Here is an 18,285-nt window from a genome sequence, read left to right as displayed (position 1 = left end):
TTAAAAAATATTTAGATAGGTTTACTGCCGTAAATCAAAATGTCTTAACCTAAGAGAATTATGAAGAAGTATTTTTCGCTCATTGCTGTTCTGGCCTTGCTTTCGAGTTGTGGTGGTGGCGATCGTGGACAGCTGGTAGGTGTAGAGGGCAAAAAGTGGAATCCGGAGAAACCTTTCGGGATGACGCTTATACCTGGCGGTTCTTTCATCATGGGTAAATCTGATGATGATATTGCCGGTAATTTAAACGCTCCCCCAAAGACGGTAACTGTTCGTTCATTTTATATGGACGAAACTGAAATCACAAATTCAGAATACAGACAATTTGTTGAAAATGTACGTGATAGTATCGTTCGCGTGAACCTTGCTATCATGGCTGAACTCCAGGGTGCTACCCCGGGTGATAATGCCATTGGTGAATTTGCTTTTGCCGATGCAGATCCTTCAGATCTCACTCCTTATCAGGAATACATGCTGAATTCTTACGGGCAGGGCGGGCCAACTGATAGTTACGAAAACAGAAAATTAAATACCGATGTGGATATTTATTGGGATACTGATGATTATCCCGATGTGTATTATGCCGAGGTTATGGACAGTATGTATATTCCTATGGAAGAAGCATATAATGGACAAAGAACCATTAATGTCAAAAAATTAAAGTATAAGTATACTTGGATGGATATTCAGGCAGCTGCGAGAAACGGGAATCAGAAAAGGACCGATTTTATAAAAAGCGAGGAGTTGGCTATTTATCCAGATACTACTGTTTGGATCAAAGACTTTAATTATAGTTATAACGAACCTATGCACAACGATTATTTCTGGCATAGTGCTTATAACGATTACCCGGTAGTGGGTGTTTCCTGGAAACAGGCAAGGGCATTTACGCAGTGGAGAACAAAATACAATAATGATTACCGCAGAAAGAAAGGAAATGAAAATGTTCCCACCTATCGTCTACCTACTGAAGGGGAATGGGAATATGCCGCAAGAGGTGGTCTCGAAGGAGGTTCTTACCCATGGGGTGGGCCTTATACTAAAAATGACCGTGGATGTTTTATGGCAAATTTCAAACCTTTAAGAGGTGATTACGCTGCAGATCAGGCTTTATATACTGTGGAAGCAAAATCTTATGACCCTAATGATTATGGTTTGTACAATATGGCCGGAAACGTCGCCGAATGGGTCGATTCTTCTTACGATCCGGGATCTTATGAATACATGTCTACAATGAACCCTACAGTTAATAATCCTGATGACATGAGAAAAGTAGTTCGCGGTGGATCCTGGAAAGATGTTGCATATTTTCTTCAGGTGAGTTCCAGGGATTACGAATATATGGATTCAGCAAGAAGTTATATTGGCTTCAGGACTGTTCAGGATTACCTAGGAACCGATGTTACCCTCAATGCATCTAATTAATTGAACTTTAACCTATAACTAATACCAAGAAAACTAAACAAAAGAATTATGGCAAATTCAAGAGTAACAAAAAAAGTGACCAATATGGTGTATGGTCTGGGAGCATCTGTAGTGATCTTAGGTGCACTTTTTAAAATCATGCACTGGCCTTTTGCAAACCCTATGCTTATCGCAGGTCTTGTTGTGGAAGCATTAGTATTCGCTTACTCAGCTTTCGAACCGGTAGACGATGAACTTGACTGGGCATTGGTTTATCCAGAATTAGCTGGTGGCGATGCACGCCGAAGGGAAGAAGCGCTTATGGAAGAAAAAGAAGCTGATGGTTTACTTTCTAAAAAACTTGATGAAATGTTGAGAGAAGCAAAGATTGATGCTGGTCTAATGACCTCATTGGGGGATAGCATTAGAAACTTTGAAGGTGTTGCTAGAGGAATTGCCCCTACTGTAGATTCCATGGCTTCTCAGAAAAAATATAGCGAAGAAATGAGTGTTGCTGCGGCACAAATGGAAACACTTAACCATATCTACAAGGCACAGGTTGAAAGTGCGGCTAGACAAGCTGAAATTAATCTGGAAGTTGCTGAAAACGCAGGTAAACTGAAGACCCAAATGGATTCTTTAGCGAATAATATGGCTTCCCTGAACAATGTTTACGGTGGAATGTTAACTGCTATGAACGGAAACCCAAGAGTCTAATTGATTTTTCAATTAAGCAGTTTAATTAATTTAAAAACAAATTAGAGCATGGCATCCGGAAAACAATCGCCTAGACAGAAGATGATAAACCTTATGTATCTGGTTTTCATCGCTATGATGGCACTTAATATGTCTAAAGAGGTACTTACCGCTTTTGGACTAATGAATGAAAAATTGATCTCTTCCAATACAACTACTACGGCAAGAAATTCAGCGTTTATGACTGGTTTAGAAGCAAAAGTTGAAGAGCAACCCAAGAAATATGCGCCCTTAAAAGCTAAGGCAGATAGTATAGACCAACTTTCAAATAGTTTTAACCAGTATCTGGAAGGATTAAAAACTGAATTAAAGGCTAATCTGGATGATCCCAGGGATTACGAAGCCATGGATAAAGCTGATGAACTTGATGAAATGTTCTTCCAAAGTGGTAGGATTTCCCCAGAGGGAGAAGAATTTTTAAATCAAATTAGCACTTATCGTGAAGGAGTAGCAGGTATTTTGGAAGATGAATTCCCGGATATCGCTAACAAGGTTAGAGATGAATTTTCAACAACTGAAGTTACAGACGGTGAAAATGTAACCAAACCATGGTTGGATTATCATTTTCAGGGATTCCCTTTAATTGCTTCTTTAACTAAAATGACTCAAATCCAGGCTGACGTAAAAGATACTGAAAGTGAGATTTTATCTGCAATGTTATCTGGACAGTTGACCAGTGACGTTTCTTTAAAAAATTATAAGGCGATTGTAATACCTGATAAAACCGCATTCTTTACCGGGGAAAATTTTAAAGGTAGAGTGGTTCTTGGACGTTTTGATAATACCCTTCAGTTTGAAAAAGTAGTGATCAACGGTAAAGAAGTTGATAACCTTCAGGCTGGGCAGGTTGTACTTGATTTCCCGACAGGAAATGTGGGTGAAAATGAAATTACTGGCGAATTGCAATATATGGAGAATGATTCCATAAAAATAATTCCTATAAAGGACTCTTACGCAGTAATTCCAAAACCAAATTCTGCAGTAATTTCCGCAGATAAAATGAACGTGGTATATCGTGGGGTTCAAAACCCGATGACCATATCTATTCCTGGTGTGGGAAGTGTTACGGCGAATGCACCCGGGTTAAGGCCTGCCGGTGGCGCTGGAAAGTATATGATGGATGTAACCACCCTTCAGGCGAGAGAAGTAAATATTAGTGTGAGTGGTAAACTTCCTGGTGGAGAATCGGTTTCAGATAGTAAAACCTTCCGAATTAAAGATATTCCAAGACCTGTTGGTACGATTCGTGGAGAAGACGGTTCAGTGTCTATGCAACGTAATAGTTTAGAAATTTCGACTATTGGTGCTGCATTGCCTGATTTTGATTTCGAATTAGGACTTGTGGTTACAGGTTTTAAATTTAAAGTTCCTGGCCAGCCTACCATTCAGGTCAATGGGCAGAGATTAGATGACAGAGCGAAGGCTGCCTTAAGAAGGGCTGGTCGTGGTGAGGCTGTTCAAATTTATGACATCAATGCCCAGTTGGCCGGAAATTCAGGATATAAGCTTAAGAAAGTGGCTCCTGTATTTGTTGAGCTTACCAATTAAAATGATTTAAAAATGAGCTGGAAAAGATTTTTTGTATTCAATTGTATGATTTTTATGGGTGCTGCTTCTTTTGGGCAGGCAAACATTTTGAATGCTTCGAAGCCGGAGGATATTTTTAAAAAATCCGAGGCTCAGATAGCGGTTGATAAACAGGATAAACCTTTGGAGTATGGATATGTGGGAGAACGTGACATTCTTTGGTCTAAAGGGACATGGGAAATAATTGATCTTGATGAAAGAGTAAATTTCCCACTCTATTATCCAATAGACACCAATAATATTGGTAAAAATAGGCGTTCCCTTTATGATGTGCTTATAACAGGTATCAAACAGGGGAAAATCCAGAATATTTATGCTGATTCTTATTTTAAAGAAAAAAGAACCTTAAAGGATCTTGGAGCGACATTATCTAAGATTGACACTACAGATCTTGGTGTGGAGCAGTATAATGCGGGAGAAGAAATCGATGCGCAGTTTATTGACCGTCGGGATTTAACTTCTGCCGATATTTCTGAATATCACATTCGTGGGATTTGGTACTTTGATAAGCGTTTAGCGGAACTAAAGTATAGAATTCTTGGGATTGCACCCGTTGCACCAGATGTGAATTTTATAGATACAGATCAGGTAGATATGGTAGAATTATTTTGGGTATTTTACCCGGATGCACGGGATATTTTATATAAATCTGAAGTATTTGTCGGGGAAAACACTTCCCAATCCATAAACTTTGATCATTTGCTTAATTCGAGAAGGTTTGATGGGGTGATCTATAAAGAAGACAACGTTCAGGGTGACCGTGAAATTGATGAATATATTGCTGAGAATGCATTTATGCAACTCATGGAATCGGAAAGAATAAAAGAACGAATCCGTAATTTTGAACAGGATGTTTGGAGTTACTAAGTTTTAATAATTTAAGTAATTAGCGCCCTTTTTAGGGCGCTTTTTTTTGTTTTTATATGGTCGATTATATCATTGTTGGGCTTGGTTTAAGTGGAATTGCTATTGCTGAAGAACTGGAGGTAAGAGGTAAAAGTTTCCTGGTTTTTGACAATGCTTCCCAAAGTTCATCTACGGTGGCGGGAGGGATTTTTAATCCTGTGATCCTGAAAAGATTCACGCTGGCCTGGAAGGCCGGTGAACAAATGGAATATGCCCTTCCATTTTATGAAAAGCTCGAACAAAAGCTCGGCCGGGAATTAATTCAGAAAAGGAATATCTACAGAAAGTTTCATTCAGCCGAAGAACAAAATGACTGGAGCGTAGCCACCGATAAGCCAGGATTGAAGCAATTTCTAAATCCGAAAATCATTTTTTATAAGAACGAAAATATAAAAGCCGAATATGGATATGGGGAAGTTATAGATACCGGAAAGATCGATACCAAATTATTGCTCAAGGCATATTCAGATTATTTGAAAGTATCTGAAAAACTGAAAACTGAAAAATTTCAATACTCAGAAATTGAGTTTCAAGAAGGATCATTTCAGTATAAAAATATCAAAGCAAAATCAATAATCTTTTGTGAAGGCTTCGGAATGAAAAAAAATCCTTTCTTTAAGTATTTGCCCCTTCAGGGAAATAAAGGCGAATATCTTCTTGTTCGTTGCCCGGAATTGAAACTTGACCGAATAGTTAAATCTTCGGTCTTTATAATGCCTGAAGGAAACGATATTTATAAAATTGGCGCTACGTATGATAATTATGACCAATCCAAAGGGCCAACAGAATCTGCCCAAGTAAAATTAATTTCAGAATTCAAAAAATTTACAGAATGTGATTTTGAAGTGATCGGTCAGGTTGCCGGAATAAGGCCAACGGTTCCAGATAGAAAACCAATGATTGGCTCTCACCCGGAATACCGGAATTTATATTGTTGCAATGGCTTTGGTAGTCGGGGTGTCATTATTGCGCCCAATATGGCCCGGGAATTGGTGAGACATATAGAAGAAGGGAAAGGCCTTGATGCTGAAATTGATTTAAAACGTTTTGCCGAAAAGTATTATAAAGGAATGCAAATGTAAAGCTGTCAAGGTGTTTATTGGATGTGCTTCGACAGGCTAAGCAGGACAAGATCACTTTTGTTTTATATTGAAATGTTTCTTCAATTTGCGTCACACCGAGCTTGTCGAGGAGCTTCTACAATTTTTATTCTTAACCGCAATTTCCCAATATTAGAACTCCCCGGCTTCCTCTTTATAGGAAAAAAACATATTGATCCAGATATTCCTGGATAGCCGCATGATCACCGGCATAAAAATAATCAGGGTAGCTACTATCGCGAAAAACGAGGTAAGTATGGTACTGTTCAGAAATAAATAGGAAATTACGAAGGCGGCCACCGCAAAGGCAATTCCCACCGCATAACTCACATACATTGCGCCATAGAAAAAGCTCGGTTCAATTTTATACTTCGTGCCACAATGGCTGCACCGCTCATGCATTTCAAAAACACGGTTTAATTTATAAGGATTACTTTCCCTATACATACTTTCTTCGTGACAAACCGGGCAGGTGCCCGTAATAATGCTATAAATCTTTGTCCCTTTAAGTATGCTCATCATATTTTTTTTGCAATGCAAATTTAAGCATCTTTGCAGCATTATTAAAGAACATAAGTTACAGAGTGCTAAATATTCATAATCTTTCAGTTTCATTTCAGGGCGAATACCTTTTTGAAGAAATCAGCTTTAGGTTGGGCGCAGGCGACCGCGTAGGCCTTATTGGAAAAAACGGTGCAGGAAAATCCACCTTATTAAAAATCATTTCCGGAGAACAGGAATACGATACCGGCCAAATTGCAAAGGATAAGGAACTAAAAATTGGTTTTTTAAAACAGGATCTTGACTTTGAAAAAGGCAGGACGGTTATAGATGAAGCCCATCAGGCGTTTGAAGAAATAAAACTGATGGAAGCGAAGATGGCAGAGATCAATGAGCAACTCGTCACCAGAACCGACTATGAAAGTGATTCCTATAGTCAGTTAATTGAAGATCTTAGCGAATACACCCATCAGTATGAAATTATTGGGGGATATAATTATGAAGGTGAAACGGAGAAAGTGCTTCAGGGACTTGGTTTTGAAAGGGAAGATTTTCATAAACTTACGGAAACCTTCTCCGGGGGCTGGAGGATGCGGATAGAACTGGCAAAATTACTGCTTCAGAATAATGATATTTTGTTGCTGGATGAGCCTACCAACCATTTGGATATCGAGAGTATCATCTGGCTGGAAAGTTTCCTGAACAATTATACAGGATCTGTCATGCTGGTTTCTCACGATAAAATGTTCCTGAACAATGTGACCAACAGAAGTATTGAAATTTCCCTGGGAAGTATATATGATTATAGAAAACCTTATTCTGAATTCCTGGAATTTAGAAAAGAATTGAGGGAACAGCAATTGGCCGCGCAAAAGAATCAGCAGAAAGAAATTGAAGCTACCGAGAAACTGATTGACAAATTTAGGGCGAAAGCCAGTAAAGCTTCTATGGCGCAGTCGCTTATCAAAAGGCTTGATAAGGTAAACCGCATTGAAGTTGATGAAGATGATAACGCGGTAATGTCGGTTAATTTCCCAATATCAGTCAATCCCGGGAAAGTGGTGATCGAAGCGGAGCACCTTTCCAAATCATATGGAGATAAAAAGGTTCTGAATGATGTAAATTTATTGATCGAAAGGCAAAGTAAAATTGCCTTTGTAGGTCAAAACGGCCAGGGGAAAACAACGCTGGCGAAAATCATCATTGGGGAAGCGGAACATTCAGGAAAATTAAAATTGGGTCATAATGTGCAGCTGGGATATTTTGCACAAAACCAGGCCGATTATTTGAATGGTGAAAAGACCGTTCTGGAAACCATGATAGATTCCGCGAATGAAAAGAACCGAATGAAAGTTCGGGATATGCTTGGTTCATTTCTATTCCGTGGGGATGAAGTGGAGAAAAAAGTAAAAGTACTTTCCGGAGGCGAAAGGAATAGGCTGGCATTATGTAAAATGTTACTGGAGCCCTTTAATGTGCTGGTTATGGATGAACCTACCAATCACCTTGATATAAAATCCAAGAATGTTTTAAAAGAAGCTTTGCTTAAATTTGAAGGAACTTTGATCCTTGTTTCCCACGATCGTGATTTTCTTCAGAATTTAACCGGGAGGGTTTACGAATTCAGAAATCATAAGATCAAGGAATACCTTGGGGACATCGATTATTATCTGGAGCAGCGAAAACTTCAGGATATGCGGGCGGTGGAGAAAAAGGATAAAGTAAAAGTTTCAAAATCTAAACCTGTAGAAGAAAACGTTTCCTATTCCGATCATAAAGATGTGCGCAAACTCAAAAATAAATTAAGCAAGACTGAAGCCCAGATTACCAAACTGGAAAAGGAGATCAAAAAGAAAGATAAGGAATTGTTACATAACTACGAAAAAACAGCTACCAAACCAGATTTCTTATCAAATTATAATAAATCTAAAAAGCAACTGGAAAATTTGATGCAGGAGTGGGAAGAAATCCAGATGAAAATTGAAAAATAGGATAGTGTAGAAAAATCGTGCCTTCTCTCATTAAACCATTATTATGAAAAGAAGTCCAAAGGCATATTTATTATGGATAAAAGAAAGATCATTCTATCAGTTTTGGGCGTTGTTCTCGTCGTACTTGCCATCTTCGGGGCAAAACTAATCATAGACAGTAACGTTCAGGAAAAACCACCGGTCAAGAAAATTGTAAAAAGTGTTTTTATAGATACGGTAAAGAATAGAACGGTACCCATAGTGGTCCCGGCAAATGGAAATATCACCGCACTCCACAGGTTCGAATTATTTTCTGAAGTTCAGGGAATTTTCAGGTATAGTAGCAAAGACTTCAGGCCCGGACAGCAATTTAAAAAAGGGCAGGTTTTATTGAGTATTGATGCTCAGGAATATCGTGCCAGTGTCCAATCGGCAAAAAGCGAGCTTTATAATTCCATTACTTCCATCATGCCAGATCTTCGTTTAGATTATCCGGAGGTTTTTCAGAAATGGGAAAAATACCTGAACAATTTTGATATGAGCAAGGCGGTTCCACCTTTACCTGAAACCGAAAATGAGCAGGAACAATATTTTATAACGGGTCGCGGAATTGTTTCATCTTACTACCAGGTTAAGAATTTGGAGGAACGTTTGTCTAAATATGTTATTACCGCACCTTATGATGGGATTCTTACTGAAGCCTTAGTAAATAAAGGGACTTTAATTCGTCCTGGTCAAAAACTTGGGGAATTTATAGATCCCAGCGTTTACGAACTTGAGGTTTCCATAGCCAAGAAATTTGGAGACCTGCTCAAAGTTGGGGAAAATGTAGCATTGAGTAATCTGGAAGGTAGCAAAACGTATGAAGGTACGGTAAGCAGGATCAATGGGAAAGTGAATCAGGAAACTCAAAGCATACGGGTGTTTATAAAAGTGGAAGATCCGGAACTAAGTGAAGGTTTATATCTCGAGGCAAGGCTTGATGCCAAAGACGAAGAAAATGCTATCGAAATCCCCAGGGAATTGCTGGTAGATCGATCTAAAGTTTTTGTGGTTAAAGACAGTACTTTGAATCTGGTTAATGTAGAGCCAATTTATTTCACCAATAATACCGTAATTATTAAAGGTCTTGAAGACGGTACCCAAATTGTATCTGCAAACGTTCCCGGAGCATATTCCGGAATGCTGGTTAAAATTGAGGGTAAAAAAGAACTGCTTAAAAAAGATCCATCTTGAGGAAATTAATCAGTTATTTTATAAAATATTCGGTGGCAGTAAATGTCATCATCCTCGCCTTTATAATTTTCGGGGTTATTGGAGTTTTGAGCATGAAATCTTCTTTCTTTCCTTTACAGGAAAGCAAGATTATTAATGTTTCTATTGCGTATCCCGGTTCTGCACCTGAAGAAATAGAAGAAGGAATCATACTGAAAATAGAGGATAACCTAAAAGGTTTAGAAGGGATAGATCGGGTAACCTCTACAGCTCGTGAAAGTGGGGGGTCGATTACTGTAGAAATTGAACGAGGTGAAAACATCGATGCGATGCTTACCGAAGTCAAAAATGCGGTAGACCGTGTTCCAACTTTCCCGGGCGGTATGGAACCTTTAGTGGTTTCTAAGCAGGAGTTTGTTCGGGAAACCATAAATTTTGCGGTAAGCGGCGATAATGTTCCTTTAAATACCCTGAAAAGGATAAGCCAGCAAATTGAAAATGATCTGAGGTTACTGGATGGTGTTTCTCAAATAAGCATTTCAGGATTTCCAGAGGAAGAGATAGAAATTGCCGTGAGTGAAAGCGATCTTTTAGCCTACAATTTAAGCTTTGAGCAGGTTGCAAATGCCGTTAGGAATTCTAATTTATTGTCAACCGGTGGTACAATTAAAACCGATGCGGAAGATTATCTTATCCGGGCGAATAATAGGGCTTATTATGCCGATGAACTCAATGATATTGTATTAAAATCTAATGCGACCGGGGAAATCGTAAAACTGGGTGACATTGCAATTGTGCGGGATCAATTTTCAGAAACCCCCAATGCACTCTACTATAATGGCAATGTTGCGGTTAACATGTCCATTAGCAACACGAATTCAGAAGATCTTCTTTCCACGGCTGAACAGGTGAATGAATATGTTGATGAATTCAATGAGAAGAATTCGAATGTACAGTTAAGTGTGGTTAGCGATGCATCGATTACCTTACAGCAAAGAACGAAGTTACTTGTGGAGAACGGGATTATGGGGATGCTCTTAGTGCTTTTCTTTCTTTCCATGTTCCTGAACATACGACTTGCTTTTTGGGTGGCCTTTGGGCTTCCTGTAGCATTTTTAGGAATGTTTATTTTCGCGGGATCGCTTGGTGTGACCATAAACGTACTTTCCCTATTCGGGATGATCATTGTAATTGGGATCCTGGTAGATGATGGGATTGTAATTTCTGAAAATATTTACCAGCATTCTGAAATGGGTAAAAATCCTATCCAGGCCGCACTTGATGGTACTATGGAGGTTTTGCCTCCCATCCTTTCAGCAATTATTACAACGGTTCTGGCCTTTTCTACTTTCCTGTTTTTAGATAGCCGGATTGGTGAATTTTTCGGGGAAGTTTCCACGGTGGTGATATTAACCTTGGTGATTTCACTTATTGAAGCTCTTATAATCCTACCTGCGCATATTGCCCATTCCAAAGCTTTAAGAAAAGATCTTAATCCGAAGAAAAAGAAGAAGGGAATGGGCAGGTTTTTCAGCAAAATGCGCTCGATTAATTCCTATGGCGATAAGGCAATGAATTATTTAAGGGATAGGATTTATAGTCCTGCCTTAAGATTTGTGCTGAGACAGCAGGTGCTGGCATTTGCCATTTTGTTGGTAATCTTAATATTTACTGTGGGCGCCATTGGCGGAAATTGGATTCGGGTAACACTTTTTCCAAGTATTGCCAGTGATCGTGTAAGTATCGATCTTTTAATGCCGGAAGGGGTGAACCCTGCCCGAACAGATTCTATCATTTCAATGGTGGAAGCTGCGGTGTGGAGGGTTAATGATAAATTTACAGAAAGCCAAACCGATAATAAACAGGTTGTTGAAAATGTGATAAAAAGGGTGGGTCCTGGGAATAATAAAGCTTCTCTGGATGTAAACTTACTTCCGGGTGAGGAAAGAGATATGGGTTCGCCGGAAATAACCAATGCTATTCGTGACGAAGTAGGTCCTGTATTTGGAGTAGAAAGCCTCACTTTTGGTTCCGGAGGAAATTTTGGGGGTTCACCGGTTTCAGTATCACTTTTAGGAAATAATCTGGAAGAACTGGAAGCTGCGAAAGAGGAACTAAAAGAAATTTTTGAGAATAACCCGTTGTTAAAAGATGTTACCGATAGTGATCCCAAAGGAATAAAAGAAATCAACGTGCAGTTAAAGGATAATGCTTATGCGTTGGGATTGGATCTTGGAAATGTAATGGGCCAAATTAGAAATGGTTTCTTTGGAACACAGGCCCAGCGTTTTCAGCGTGGGCAGGATGAAATTAGGGTGTGGGTGCGTTATGATCTGGATAACAGGTCTTCTATTAATGACCTTGATGAAATGCGCTTAATGACACCTTCCGGAACACGGGTTCCTTTTGATGAAATCGCCAATTATGAGATCGTTCGGGGAACTGAATCCATTAGTCATTTGGACGGACTTAGAGAAATAAGGGTTTCCGCAGATATGGAAGATCCCAATGGCAGTTCTACTGAAATTTTGGAGGATATTCGTGAAAATATAATGCCGCCATTAATCGAAAAGTTTAGTAGTCTTACGGTTTCTTACGAAGGCCAGAATCGCGAAGCGAGTAAATTATCTTCTTCCGCAGCTAAAGTGCTTCCAATTATTTTGTTTTTGATCTACGCAACCATAGCGTTTACATTTAGAAGTTACAGTCAGCCACTAATTTTAATGCTTATGATTCCTTTTAGTATTATTGGGGTAGCCTGGGGACACTGGCTTCATGATTTCCCTATCAACGTACTTTCAGCATTGGGAATTATTGCGCTGGTGGGAATTATGGTAAACGACGGCCTCGTACTCATTGGGAAATACAACAGTTTTCTGAGGGAAGGCATGTCTTTTAACGATGCGCTCTATGAAGCAGGTAGATCGAGATTTAGAGCTATTTTCTTAACCTCACTTACCACGGTGGCCGGTTTGGCTCCGTTACTTTTAGAAAAAAGCAGGCAGGCACAATTTTTAAAACCAATGGCAATTTCAATATCCTACGGGATCACCATTGCAACGTTCTTAACCTTACTGCTACTTCCTTTATTAATTTCAATTAGTAATTCGGCCAAAGTTGGAGGTCATTGGCTGCGAACCGGTAAAAAAGCTGAGAAAGAGGATATGGAAAGAGCGATTAAAGAGAAAAAAGAAGAAGAGGCGCATGGAAAAATATAGTTCATTCTTCATTGTATTGCTTTTTATATCCTTCGGAATGCATTCTCAGGAAGAAGTCCTTACCAAGGAGGAAGTAATCGCTCGAGCATTGGAAGAAAATTTTGGGATTAGAATTTCAGAAAACAATGTAGAGATAGCAGATAATAATCAGAGTATTTTGAATTCAGGATACCTTCCACGCATACAGGCTTTAGCGGGTACAACTTATGATCTGAATGACCGGCTTACCGAACCGGAAGAAGGCGAGACCTTTACACAATCTGGGATAGAGAGCAATCGCTACAATGCTTCAATTAATCTGAATTATACTTTATTTGACGGACTGGGGAGACTTTACAATTTCAAAAGTTTAAAGCAGCAATATAACCTGTCCAAGCTGGATGCTCGTGAAACGATTGAAAATTCCATTTTGCAGATCATGAGTATTTATTATGAAATTGCCAGGCTCTCCGAAAATTTAAATGTTTTGGAAGAAACCCTTGAAATTTCAAAGAATCGTGTGACCAGGGCACAATATCAGTTTGAATATGGGCAGGTGAATAATCTTGTGGTTCTAAACGCCCGTGTAGACGTGAACAACGATAGTGTGGCACTTATTGAATCCCAACAGCAACTTAGAAATACTAAAAGAGATCTCAATGTACTGCTGAATAGGGAAGTGACCGATCGTGATTATACTGTGGACACCACTATTAATTTTATTTCTGAACTGGTTTTAGAAGATTACCTGACTTCGGTTGAAGCAAATAATGTTTCCTTACTTCAGGCTGAAAGTAATATTGTAATTAGTGATTATGATATTAAAATTGCGAAATCTGGTTATTTGCCCAGTATTGGTTTAACCGGTTCATACGGCTGGAACCGGAATAGAAGTGCTGCCACCGCATTCTTTCCAGGTTCTACTACAACTACAGATGGACTTTCGGCAGGAGTGAACCTGGTTTGGGATATTTTTGATGGAGGGTCTACAAGCGTGCAAATTCAAAATGCAAAAGTTCGATATGAAAATCAGGAAATTATCAAGCAGCAAATTGAAGCTGAAATCGAACGTGATGTTGCCAATGCATTAGGGAACTATCGTAATAAATTATTTATACTAAATGTGCAGGAAGAAAATGTTGCCACCAATTTAGATAACTTCAATCGCTCAGAAGAACAATATAAATTGGGACGAATCACTTCTATTGAATTCAGGCAGGCACAAATTAATTTACTGAATGCAAGAACCAGTTTAAATCTGGCAAAATATGATGCCAAGCTTGCAGAATTGCAGGTTTTACAGCTTACGGGACAATTATTGAATGTAGAATTATAATAGAATGTTCGAACATTTTTTTCAATGCCCTTATTGTTGGGAAGAAATCTCGGTATTGCTGGATCCTTCCGTATCCAAGCAAACGTATATAGAAGATTGTGAGATTTGCTGTAATCCTATAGAAATCCATGTTGAATTTGATGAAAATGAATTAAAACAATTCGACGCACAACCAATTGAACAATAAGTTTTCCGTAATTAATTAGCTAAAATCTTTACTGCTTAGACATATAGTTATACCTTATCGTATTAATTATTCCTTTTTTACCAATTTGTAATTATGATTTCAAGCTTTGATTTAGCTGGACATGTTTATGGAATTATGATCAATAGCGATATGACTAAAGAAGTCATGCAGGAGTCTATTGCAAAAATTGACGAAAAACTGTTAGATCATGAAGTGATTAATTTATATTTTGAGGTTGAAAAAGGTAAGCGGATTGAATTTGACGGGTTCATGGAATGCTTAAAATATAAGTATGCGCATGCTAAACATTTTAACAAAATTCCGGTTGTTTCTGATAATAAAAAATTCCAAATGGCAGTTGGGATTTCAGATGTATTTTTATCTATAGATGTACGAACTTTCGATCTAAAAGAGAGGATAGAAGCAATTCAGTGGATCTCTGAATAATTTTTTAAAAAAGTTTGGTGGAATACTAAAATCTGTAGTATATTTGCCGTCCAATATCGCGGGATAGAGCAGTAGGTAGCTCGTCGGGCTCATAACCCGAAGGTCACTGGTTCGAGTCCAGTTCCCGCTACTAGTAAAATCAAGGCTTTCGAGAAATCGAGAGCCTTTTTTTATGTACTGGGTACAACATAGGTACAACATTTTCGGTTTTTTTATCCAATCATTTTATCTGACCTTAATTGATTTCATTTTCCTTTAAATGTCATTAAAATCATAAAATTTATTCGTTTAATAGAAAGCACAAAATGTTTTTTGAATAAATATTAGATGGGATATTAATCATTCTTGGCTACTTACTTTATATTGGAGAAATCTTTAAAGTTAATTTTTGTCCCAAAAACAGGCTTTTTTTGGGACAAATTAATTTGTTGTTAAAGAAACATTTTTAGGAAATCACAACCTGATTTTTACTGAAGTGAATATCTGCTATTTCAAATAGTTACCACTTTTTTACTTTTTTGGCAATCTTTTGAATTTGTCACTCTGTCAAAAGTATAAAGGAGAATAAAACTTATTAAAATGATTAAAGTCCATAGTCTATTTGGTCAGAATACTAACCGAGCTTCGTCGTGTTCTTTAAAAGCATTACTACTTTCCAGTTGATTCTCCATAATATCTACAGAGTTTGCTTTTAGCGTACTACAAAAAAGTTGTGCTCTTTGCAACATCCTAATATATACCTCTGGGTCTGATTGTCTTGTCAACCGTCTCAAAGCCCCTAAGTAATCATCCCTGTAAACGGTAGGAATCATAATTCTGGTCTGTCCTGCCTTTACAAGTTCGGCATTCATCATCACCCTTGCTATCCTTCCATTGCCATCCAAAAACGGATGGATCTCACTGACCATAAACATAATGTAGGCTGCTTTGGCAAAAGGATCATTTAAAACATTGTAATATTCAAACCCCTTTATTAAAGTACCCCGAACCATTGTATAATCAACAAAATGCGTATTTCCTGCTCTATTGTTCTTGTCCTTGAACTTTCCTGGTTTTTTGTCCAATCTAGCCCCTAAAAGGACTTGATGTCGGTATTCCAAAATCCTTAAAAGCTCTTCTGCCGATGTAGGTAGGGCTTTCATTTCCTTCACATTGCTTACCAATTTATAGGTGCCCAATATATCGTGGGAATCCTCATTTCTGTTGGGCAAAGGCTTTTCTGTACTTATAATGTCTTTTGCCTCTTCAAGTTCAAATACCGTTCCTTCGATGTAATTGGAAAAATAGGCCTCAAAAAAAGCAAAGTTTTTAAATGCAGATGGCTCTAAGTTTGCATCGGGATAGCTTTTAAACTCACGTTGGTGCAATGCTAAAAATAAGATTTCGAACAACTTGATTCTTGCGGGATCAAATGGGGTTCCAAATGCCCTGGCCATTGCTACTGGGGAAGTCAATATTTTTGAGGTATGGGTGGTCAATAAAGCACTTATCAGCCTGTCCAGTTTTTCAAATTCCTTTTGCATCATCAACATTTCTGCTATGACCCTAGATTTATCCCTGACCTCATTTAAAGCATCTTCCCCGTTTACTCTAACAATTTGTTCCAGTTTTTCTTCTATTTCAGGCAGGGTCAGTGTTTTGGATTCTGGCCCTGGTCTTCTGGAAACTTGCAAATTTTCAAGAAAAGCCCTTTCTCTTTGGGAAACATACAATTCCCCCGAAAAAATTGTATCTCCTTCAATGGGGCCTTCTCCTTGAAGAAACCGTATAGTTATCCCTGGTAAACTTACTTTTTTGGTATAGGTATAGGTTATGAATATATGCCCTTTTGAAGTAGGTTTGAATTCAATAGCAGATCTATGGCTTAATAATGATCCCGGGTATAGTTTTCCGAGAATGGTAAAAAGATTCCTTTTAACAATATCTTCATCACTATCCGTAAAGTTTGAGGTATATATACGGGATGCAATTTTTCTGATTTTCCCTTCGTTTTCTAATACCGAAATTTGCCTGCTTATATTGGAATCGCTCGAAGAAAAAATAATTTCTTGAAGGTGTATGGGTAAACTATTTTCCATTATAATTAAATTAAGGAGCTAAAATTACAAATATTTTCCATTATGATGTGGTTTTTTACAAAATATTTCCAATATAAAAGCAAAAGAGCGATGAAAATATTTTCCATTAAGAAGGTCTTTATATTATTTTAAACAAATATTTTCCATTATGATTACATTGTAGCTAAATATTTTCCATTATAAAGCATAATTTGTCCAAAACGGATACTCCTTTATGGAGTTCACTCAGCACATCCCCCCTCCATTTCGCGTAAAGCTGCATTCCGGTCGGCAGCGCTTCCCTGAAAAAGTCTTGGACACCATTCCCAATTTCTCCTTTCCATTCCGTTAACCCTTCCCGATGCTCTGGAAAGGAGAACCTGTCCTGAGCGGAGTCGAAGGGCTACATTCCCAATCCGAAATCGTGAACGGAGTCCGCTCCATCGGAATTCCATTTATTCATTTGGTGCCGCTTCCTATGTGTTGGTACTTCACAAAAGCCTTTAGACCTACTCCCTTACCATCACCGTTATACCCTTTTTTAGCCAGCAAAATACCAACATTTGGAAGTTGAACGGACTGCATAACCGGTCGTGCCTCCCTTTTATAAGTCCTTATCAATTCCAAATATTGAAACTGTATCAGCAACAAAAAAAGGTAACAGCGACGGCACTATGGGAAGTAAATCTAAAATGAATCTTATGAAATCGTACCAAAACATCAAAAAGGAAGCGGCACCAAAAAAAACAAAAAAGGAAAACGCTCTGGATATAATAAGTAAATCATTTCAAAAAAATACAAACGCAAACTGTCTGAATGGTTCAGATAGTATTTTAATTAATCTTTAATTCTTTTATTATGAGTACTCTAAAAAATCACGTACAGTTAATTGGAAACGTTGGGCAAGAGCCAACCGTTACCAACCTTGAAAGCGGTAAAAAAGTAGCCCGTTTTTCAATCGCCACCACTGAACACCACAAAAACAACAAGGGCGAAAAAGTACAGTCCACCGACTGGCACACCGTTGTAGCTTGGGGCAAGACTGCCGAAATTATCGAAAATTATGTAGGTAAGGGAAAGGAAATCGCCATTACGGGAAAATTGAGAACCCGTACCTATACCACCGATGATGGAAACCAACGCTATGTAACCGAAGTTGAAGCCAATGAAATCCTTTTACTTGGAAGCAAAAGCGATAAGTAATCCTTAAAATTTAAGAGGGCGTTCCCGTGGAAAGTTGCGCCCTCTTATTCATCATTCACAAATAATTGAAAAACAATGAAAAGCAAAGTTAATGAAATAGCCATAAGTTACAGCGGAAGCACTAAGGCAAATTTGCTTCCCAAAGTAACCTGTTCTCAAAGTGCTGCCGATATAGCCTACAGCCAATGGAACAAAGAAACCATTGAACTTCACGAGACCTTTAAAATAATGTTGCTCAACAACGCCAATAAGGTAAAAGGAATATATGAAGCTTCCAACGGAGGAATTACTGGAACTTTAGTGGATGTCCGCATCCTGTTTGCCGTACTCTTAAAAAGTTTGACCACAGCGGTCATATTACTGCATTATGCAAAGTAAATAGTTATGTAAAGTGATTAATATATTGATCTAGTTACCAA

The 18,285-nt window shown here is 38.3% G+C and carries 16 protein-coding genes and 1 tRNA gene; 14 read left to right on the top strand and 3 right to left on the bottom strand.

Going from position 1 to position 18,285, the window contains the following annotated elements; all coding sequences use genetic code 11:
- Window positions 1–60 precede the first annotated feature (60 nt).
- From gldK to DHD80_RS09650, 5 genes are read left to right on the top strand one after another with little or no spacing between them, the layout of a single operon-like run.
- The gene (gldK, locus tag DHD80_RS09670) at window positions 61–1,425 is read left to right on the top strand and encodes a gliding motility lipoprotein GldK (RefSeq protein WP_251740964.1); all 1,365 of its coding nucleotides are present in this window, start codon (window positions 61–63) and stop codon (window positions 1,423–1,425) included.
- A 48-nt stretch (window positions 1,426–1,473) separates the two neighbouring features.
- Window positions 1,474–2,121, top strand: a complete 648-nt coding sequence (gene gldL / locus DHD80_RS09665) for a gliding motility protein GldL (RefSeq protein ID WP_251740963.1) — start codon at window positions 1,474–1,476, stop codon at window positions 2,119–2,121.
- Between the two features lie 48 nt (window positions 2,122–2,169).
- The gene (gene gldM / locus DHD80_RS09660) at window positions 2,170–3,708 is read left to right on the top strand and encodes a gliding motility protein GldM (protein ID WP_251740962.1); all 1,539 of its coding nucleotides are present in this window, start codon (window positions 2,170–2,172) and stop codon (window positions 3,706–3,708) included.
- A gap of 12 nt (window positions 3,709–3,720) precedes the next feature.
- On the top strand, window positions 3,721–4,614 hold the full coding sequence (gene gldN, locus DHD80_RS09655) for a gliding motility protein GldN (RefSeq protein WP_251740961.1): 894 nt from the start codon (window positions 3,721–3,723) through the stop codon (window positions 4,612–4,614).
- A gap of 56 nt (window positions 4,615–4,670) precedes the next feature.
- Window positions 4,671–5,735, top strand: coding sequence for an FAD-binding oxidoreductase (locus DHD80_RS09650; RefSeq protein WP_251740960.1), 1,065 nt, complete (start codon window positions 4,671–4,673; stop codon window positions 5,733–5,735).
- Window positions 5,736–5,885: 150 nt separating this feature from the next.
- Here the strand turns inward: DHD80_RS09650 and DHD80_RS09645 are convergent, their stop codons facing one another.
- Entirely contained in the window at window positions 5,886–6,272 is a 387-nt protein-coding gene (locus tag DHD80_RS09645; protein ID WP_251740959.1) for a DUF983 domain-containing protein, read from the bottom strand.
- A 65-nt stretch (window positions 6,273–6,337) separates the two neighbouring features.
- Here DHD80_RS09645 and DHD80_RS09640 point away from each other — a divergent pair, with 65 nt between their 5' ends.
- The 7 genes from DHD80_RS09640 (at window position 6,338) to DHD80_RS09610 (ending at window position 14,736) form a co-directional block, all read left to right on the top strand.
- The gene (locus tag DHD80_RS09640; RefSeq protein WP_251740958.1) at window positions 6,338–8,245 is read left to right on the top strand and encodes an ABC-F family ATP-binding cassette domain-containing protein; all 1,908 of its coding nucleotides are present in this window, start codon (window positions 6,338–6,340) and stop codon (window positions 8,243–8,245) included.
- A gap of 72 nt (window positions 8,246–8,317) precedes the next feature.
- A complete protein-coding gene (locus DHD80_RS09635; protein ID WP_251740957.1) occupies window positions 8,318–9,460 on the top strand; it encodes an efflux RND transporter periplasmic adaptor subunit in 1,143 nt (380 codons plus the stop codon).
- Window positions 9,457–12,657, top strand: a complete 3,201-nt coding sequence (locus DHD80_RS09630) for an efflux RND transporter permease subunit (RefSeq protein WP_251740956.1) — start codon at window positions 9,457–9,459, stop codon at window positions 12,655–12,657. The genes DHD80_RS09635 and DHD80_RS09630 overlap by 4 nt, the downstream gene beginning before the upstream one ends.
- Window positions 12,644–13,972, top strand: coding sequence for a TolC family protein (locus DHD80_RS09625; RefSeq protein ID WP_251740955.1), 1,329 nt, complete (start codon window positions 12,644–12,646; stop codon window positions 13,970–13,972). Before DHD80_RS09630 ends, DHD80_RS09625 begins: the two co-directional genes overlap by 14 nt.
- Window positions 13,973–13,976: 4 nt before the next feature.
- Window positions 13,977–14,159: a CPXCG motif-containing cysteine-rich protein gene (locus DHD80_RS09620; protein ID WP_251740954.1), complete on the top strand. Its 183-nt coding sequence runs from the start codon at window positions 13,977–13,979 to the stop codon at window positions 14,157–14,159.
- A gap of 93 nt (window positions 14,160–14,252) precedes the next feature.
- Window positions 14,253–14,606, top strand: coding sequence for an STAS/SEC14 domain-containing protein (locus tag DHD80_RS09615; RefSeq protein WP_251740953.1), 354 nt, complete (start codon window positions 14,253–14,255; stop codon window positions 14,604–14,606).
- A gap of 57 nt (window positions 14,607–14,663) precedes the next feature.
- Window positions 14,664–14,736, top strand: a tRNA-Met gene (locus DHD80_RS09610).
- A gap of 475 nt (window positions 14,737–15,211) precedes the next feature.
- Here the strand turns inward: DHD80_RS09610 and DHD80_RS09605 are convergent.
- A complete protein-coding gene (locus tag DHD80_RS09605; RefSeq protein ID WP_251740952.1) occupies window positions 15,212–16,684 on the bottom strand; it encodes a Fic family protein in 1,473 nt (490 codons plus the stop codon).
- Between the two features lie 221 nt (window positions 16,685–16,905).
- A complete protein-coding gene (locus DHD80_RS09600; RefSeq protein WP_251740951.1) occupies window positions 16,906–17,118 on the bottom strand; it encodes a hypothetical protein in 213 nt (70 codons plus the stop codon).
- 403 nt (window positions 17,119–17,521) lie between these two features.
- Here DHD80_RS09600 and ssb point away from each other — a divergent pair, with 403 nt between their 5' ends.
- Window positions 17,522–17,866, top strand: coding sequence for a single-stranded DNA-binding protein (gene ssb, locus DHD80_RS09595; RefSeq protein WP_251740950.1), 345 nt, complete (start codon window positions 17,522–17,524; stop codon window positions 17,864–17,866).
- A 75-nt stretch (window positions 17,867–17,941) separates the two neighbouring features.
- Entirely contained in the window at window positions 17,942–18,244 is a 303-nt protein-coding gene (locus DHD80_RS09590; RefSeq protein ID WP_251740949.1) for a JAB domain-containing protein, read from the top strand.
- Window positions 18,245–18,285 lie beyond the last annotated feature (41 nt).

This window comes from Gramella sp. AN32, from assembly GCF_023718305.1.
Taxonomy (GTDB): domain Bacteria; phylum Bacteroidota; class Bacteroidia; order Flavobacteriales; family Flavobacteriaceae; genus Christiangramia; species Christiangramia antarctica.
This window is presented reverse-complemented; position numbering and strand designations above follow the sequence as displayed.

Coding starts and splice junctions, on each gene's coding strand:
- gldK (WP_251740964.1), top strand. CDS start 61: ATGAAGAAGTATTTTTCGCTCATTGCTGTTCTGGCCTTGCTTTCGAGT.
- gldL (WP_251740963.1), top strand. CDS start 1,474: ATGGCAAATTCAAGAGTAACAAAAAAAGTGACCAATATGGTGTATGGT.
- gldM (WP_251740962.1), top strand. CDS start 2,170: ATGGCATCCGGAAAACAATCGCCTAGACAGAAGATGATAAACCTTATG.
- gldN (WP_251740961.1), top strand. CDS start 3,721: ATGAGCTGGAAAAGATTTTTTGTATTCAATTGTATGATTTTTATGGGT.
- DHD80_RS09650 (WP_251740960.1), top strand. CDS start 4,671: ATGGTCGATTATATCATTGTTGGGCTTGGTTTAAGTGGAATTGCTATT.
- DHD80_RS09645 (WP_251740959.1), bottom strand. CDS start 6,272: ATGAGCATACTTAAAGGGACAAAGATTTATAGCATTATTACGGGCACC.
- DHD80_RS09635 (WP_251740957.1), top strand. CDS start 8,318: ATGGATAAAAGAAAGATCATTCTATCAGTTTTGGGCGTTGTTCTCGTC.
- DHD80_RS09625 (WP_251740955.1), top strand. CDS start 12,644: ATGGAAAAATATAGTTCATTCTTCATTGTATTGCTTTTTATATCCTTC.
- DHD80_RS09620 (WP_251740954.1), top strand. CDS start 13,977: ATGTTCGAACATTTTTTTCAATGCCCTTATTGTTGGGAAGAAATCTCG.
- DHD80_RS09615 (WP_251740953.1), top strand. CDS start 14,253: ATGATTTCAAGCTTTGATTTAGCTGGACATGTTTATGGAATTATGATC.
- DHD80_RS09605 (WP_251740952.1), bottom strand. CDS start 16,684: ATGGAAAATAGTTTACCCATACACCTTCAAGAAATTATTTTTTCTTCG.
- DHD80_RS09600 (WP_251740951.1), bottom strand. CDS start 17,118: ATGGAATTCCGATGGAGCGGACTCCGTTCACGATTTCGGATTGGGAAT.
- ssb (WP_251740950.1), top strand. CDS start 17,522: ATGAGTACTCTAAAAAATCACGTACAGTTAATTGGAAACGTTGGGCAA.
- DHD80_RS09590 (WP_251740949.1), top strand. CDS start 17,942: ATGAAAAGCAAAGTTAATGAAATAGCCATAAGTTACAGCGGAAGCACT.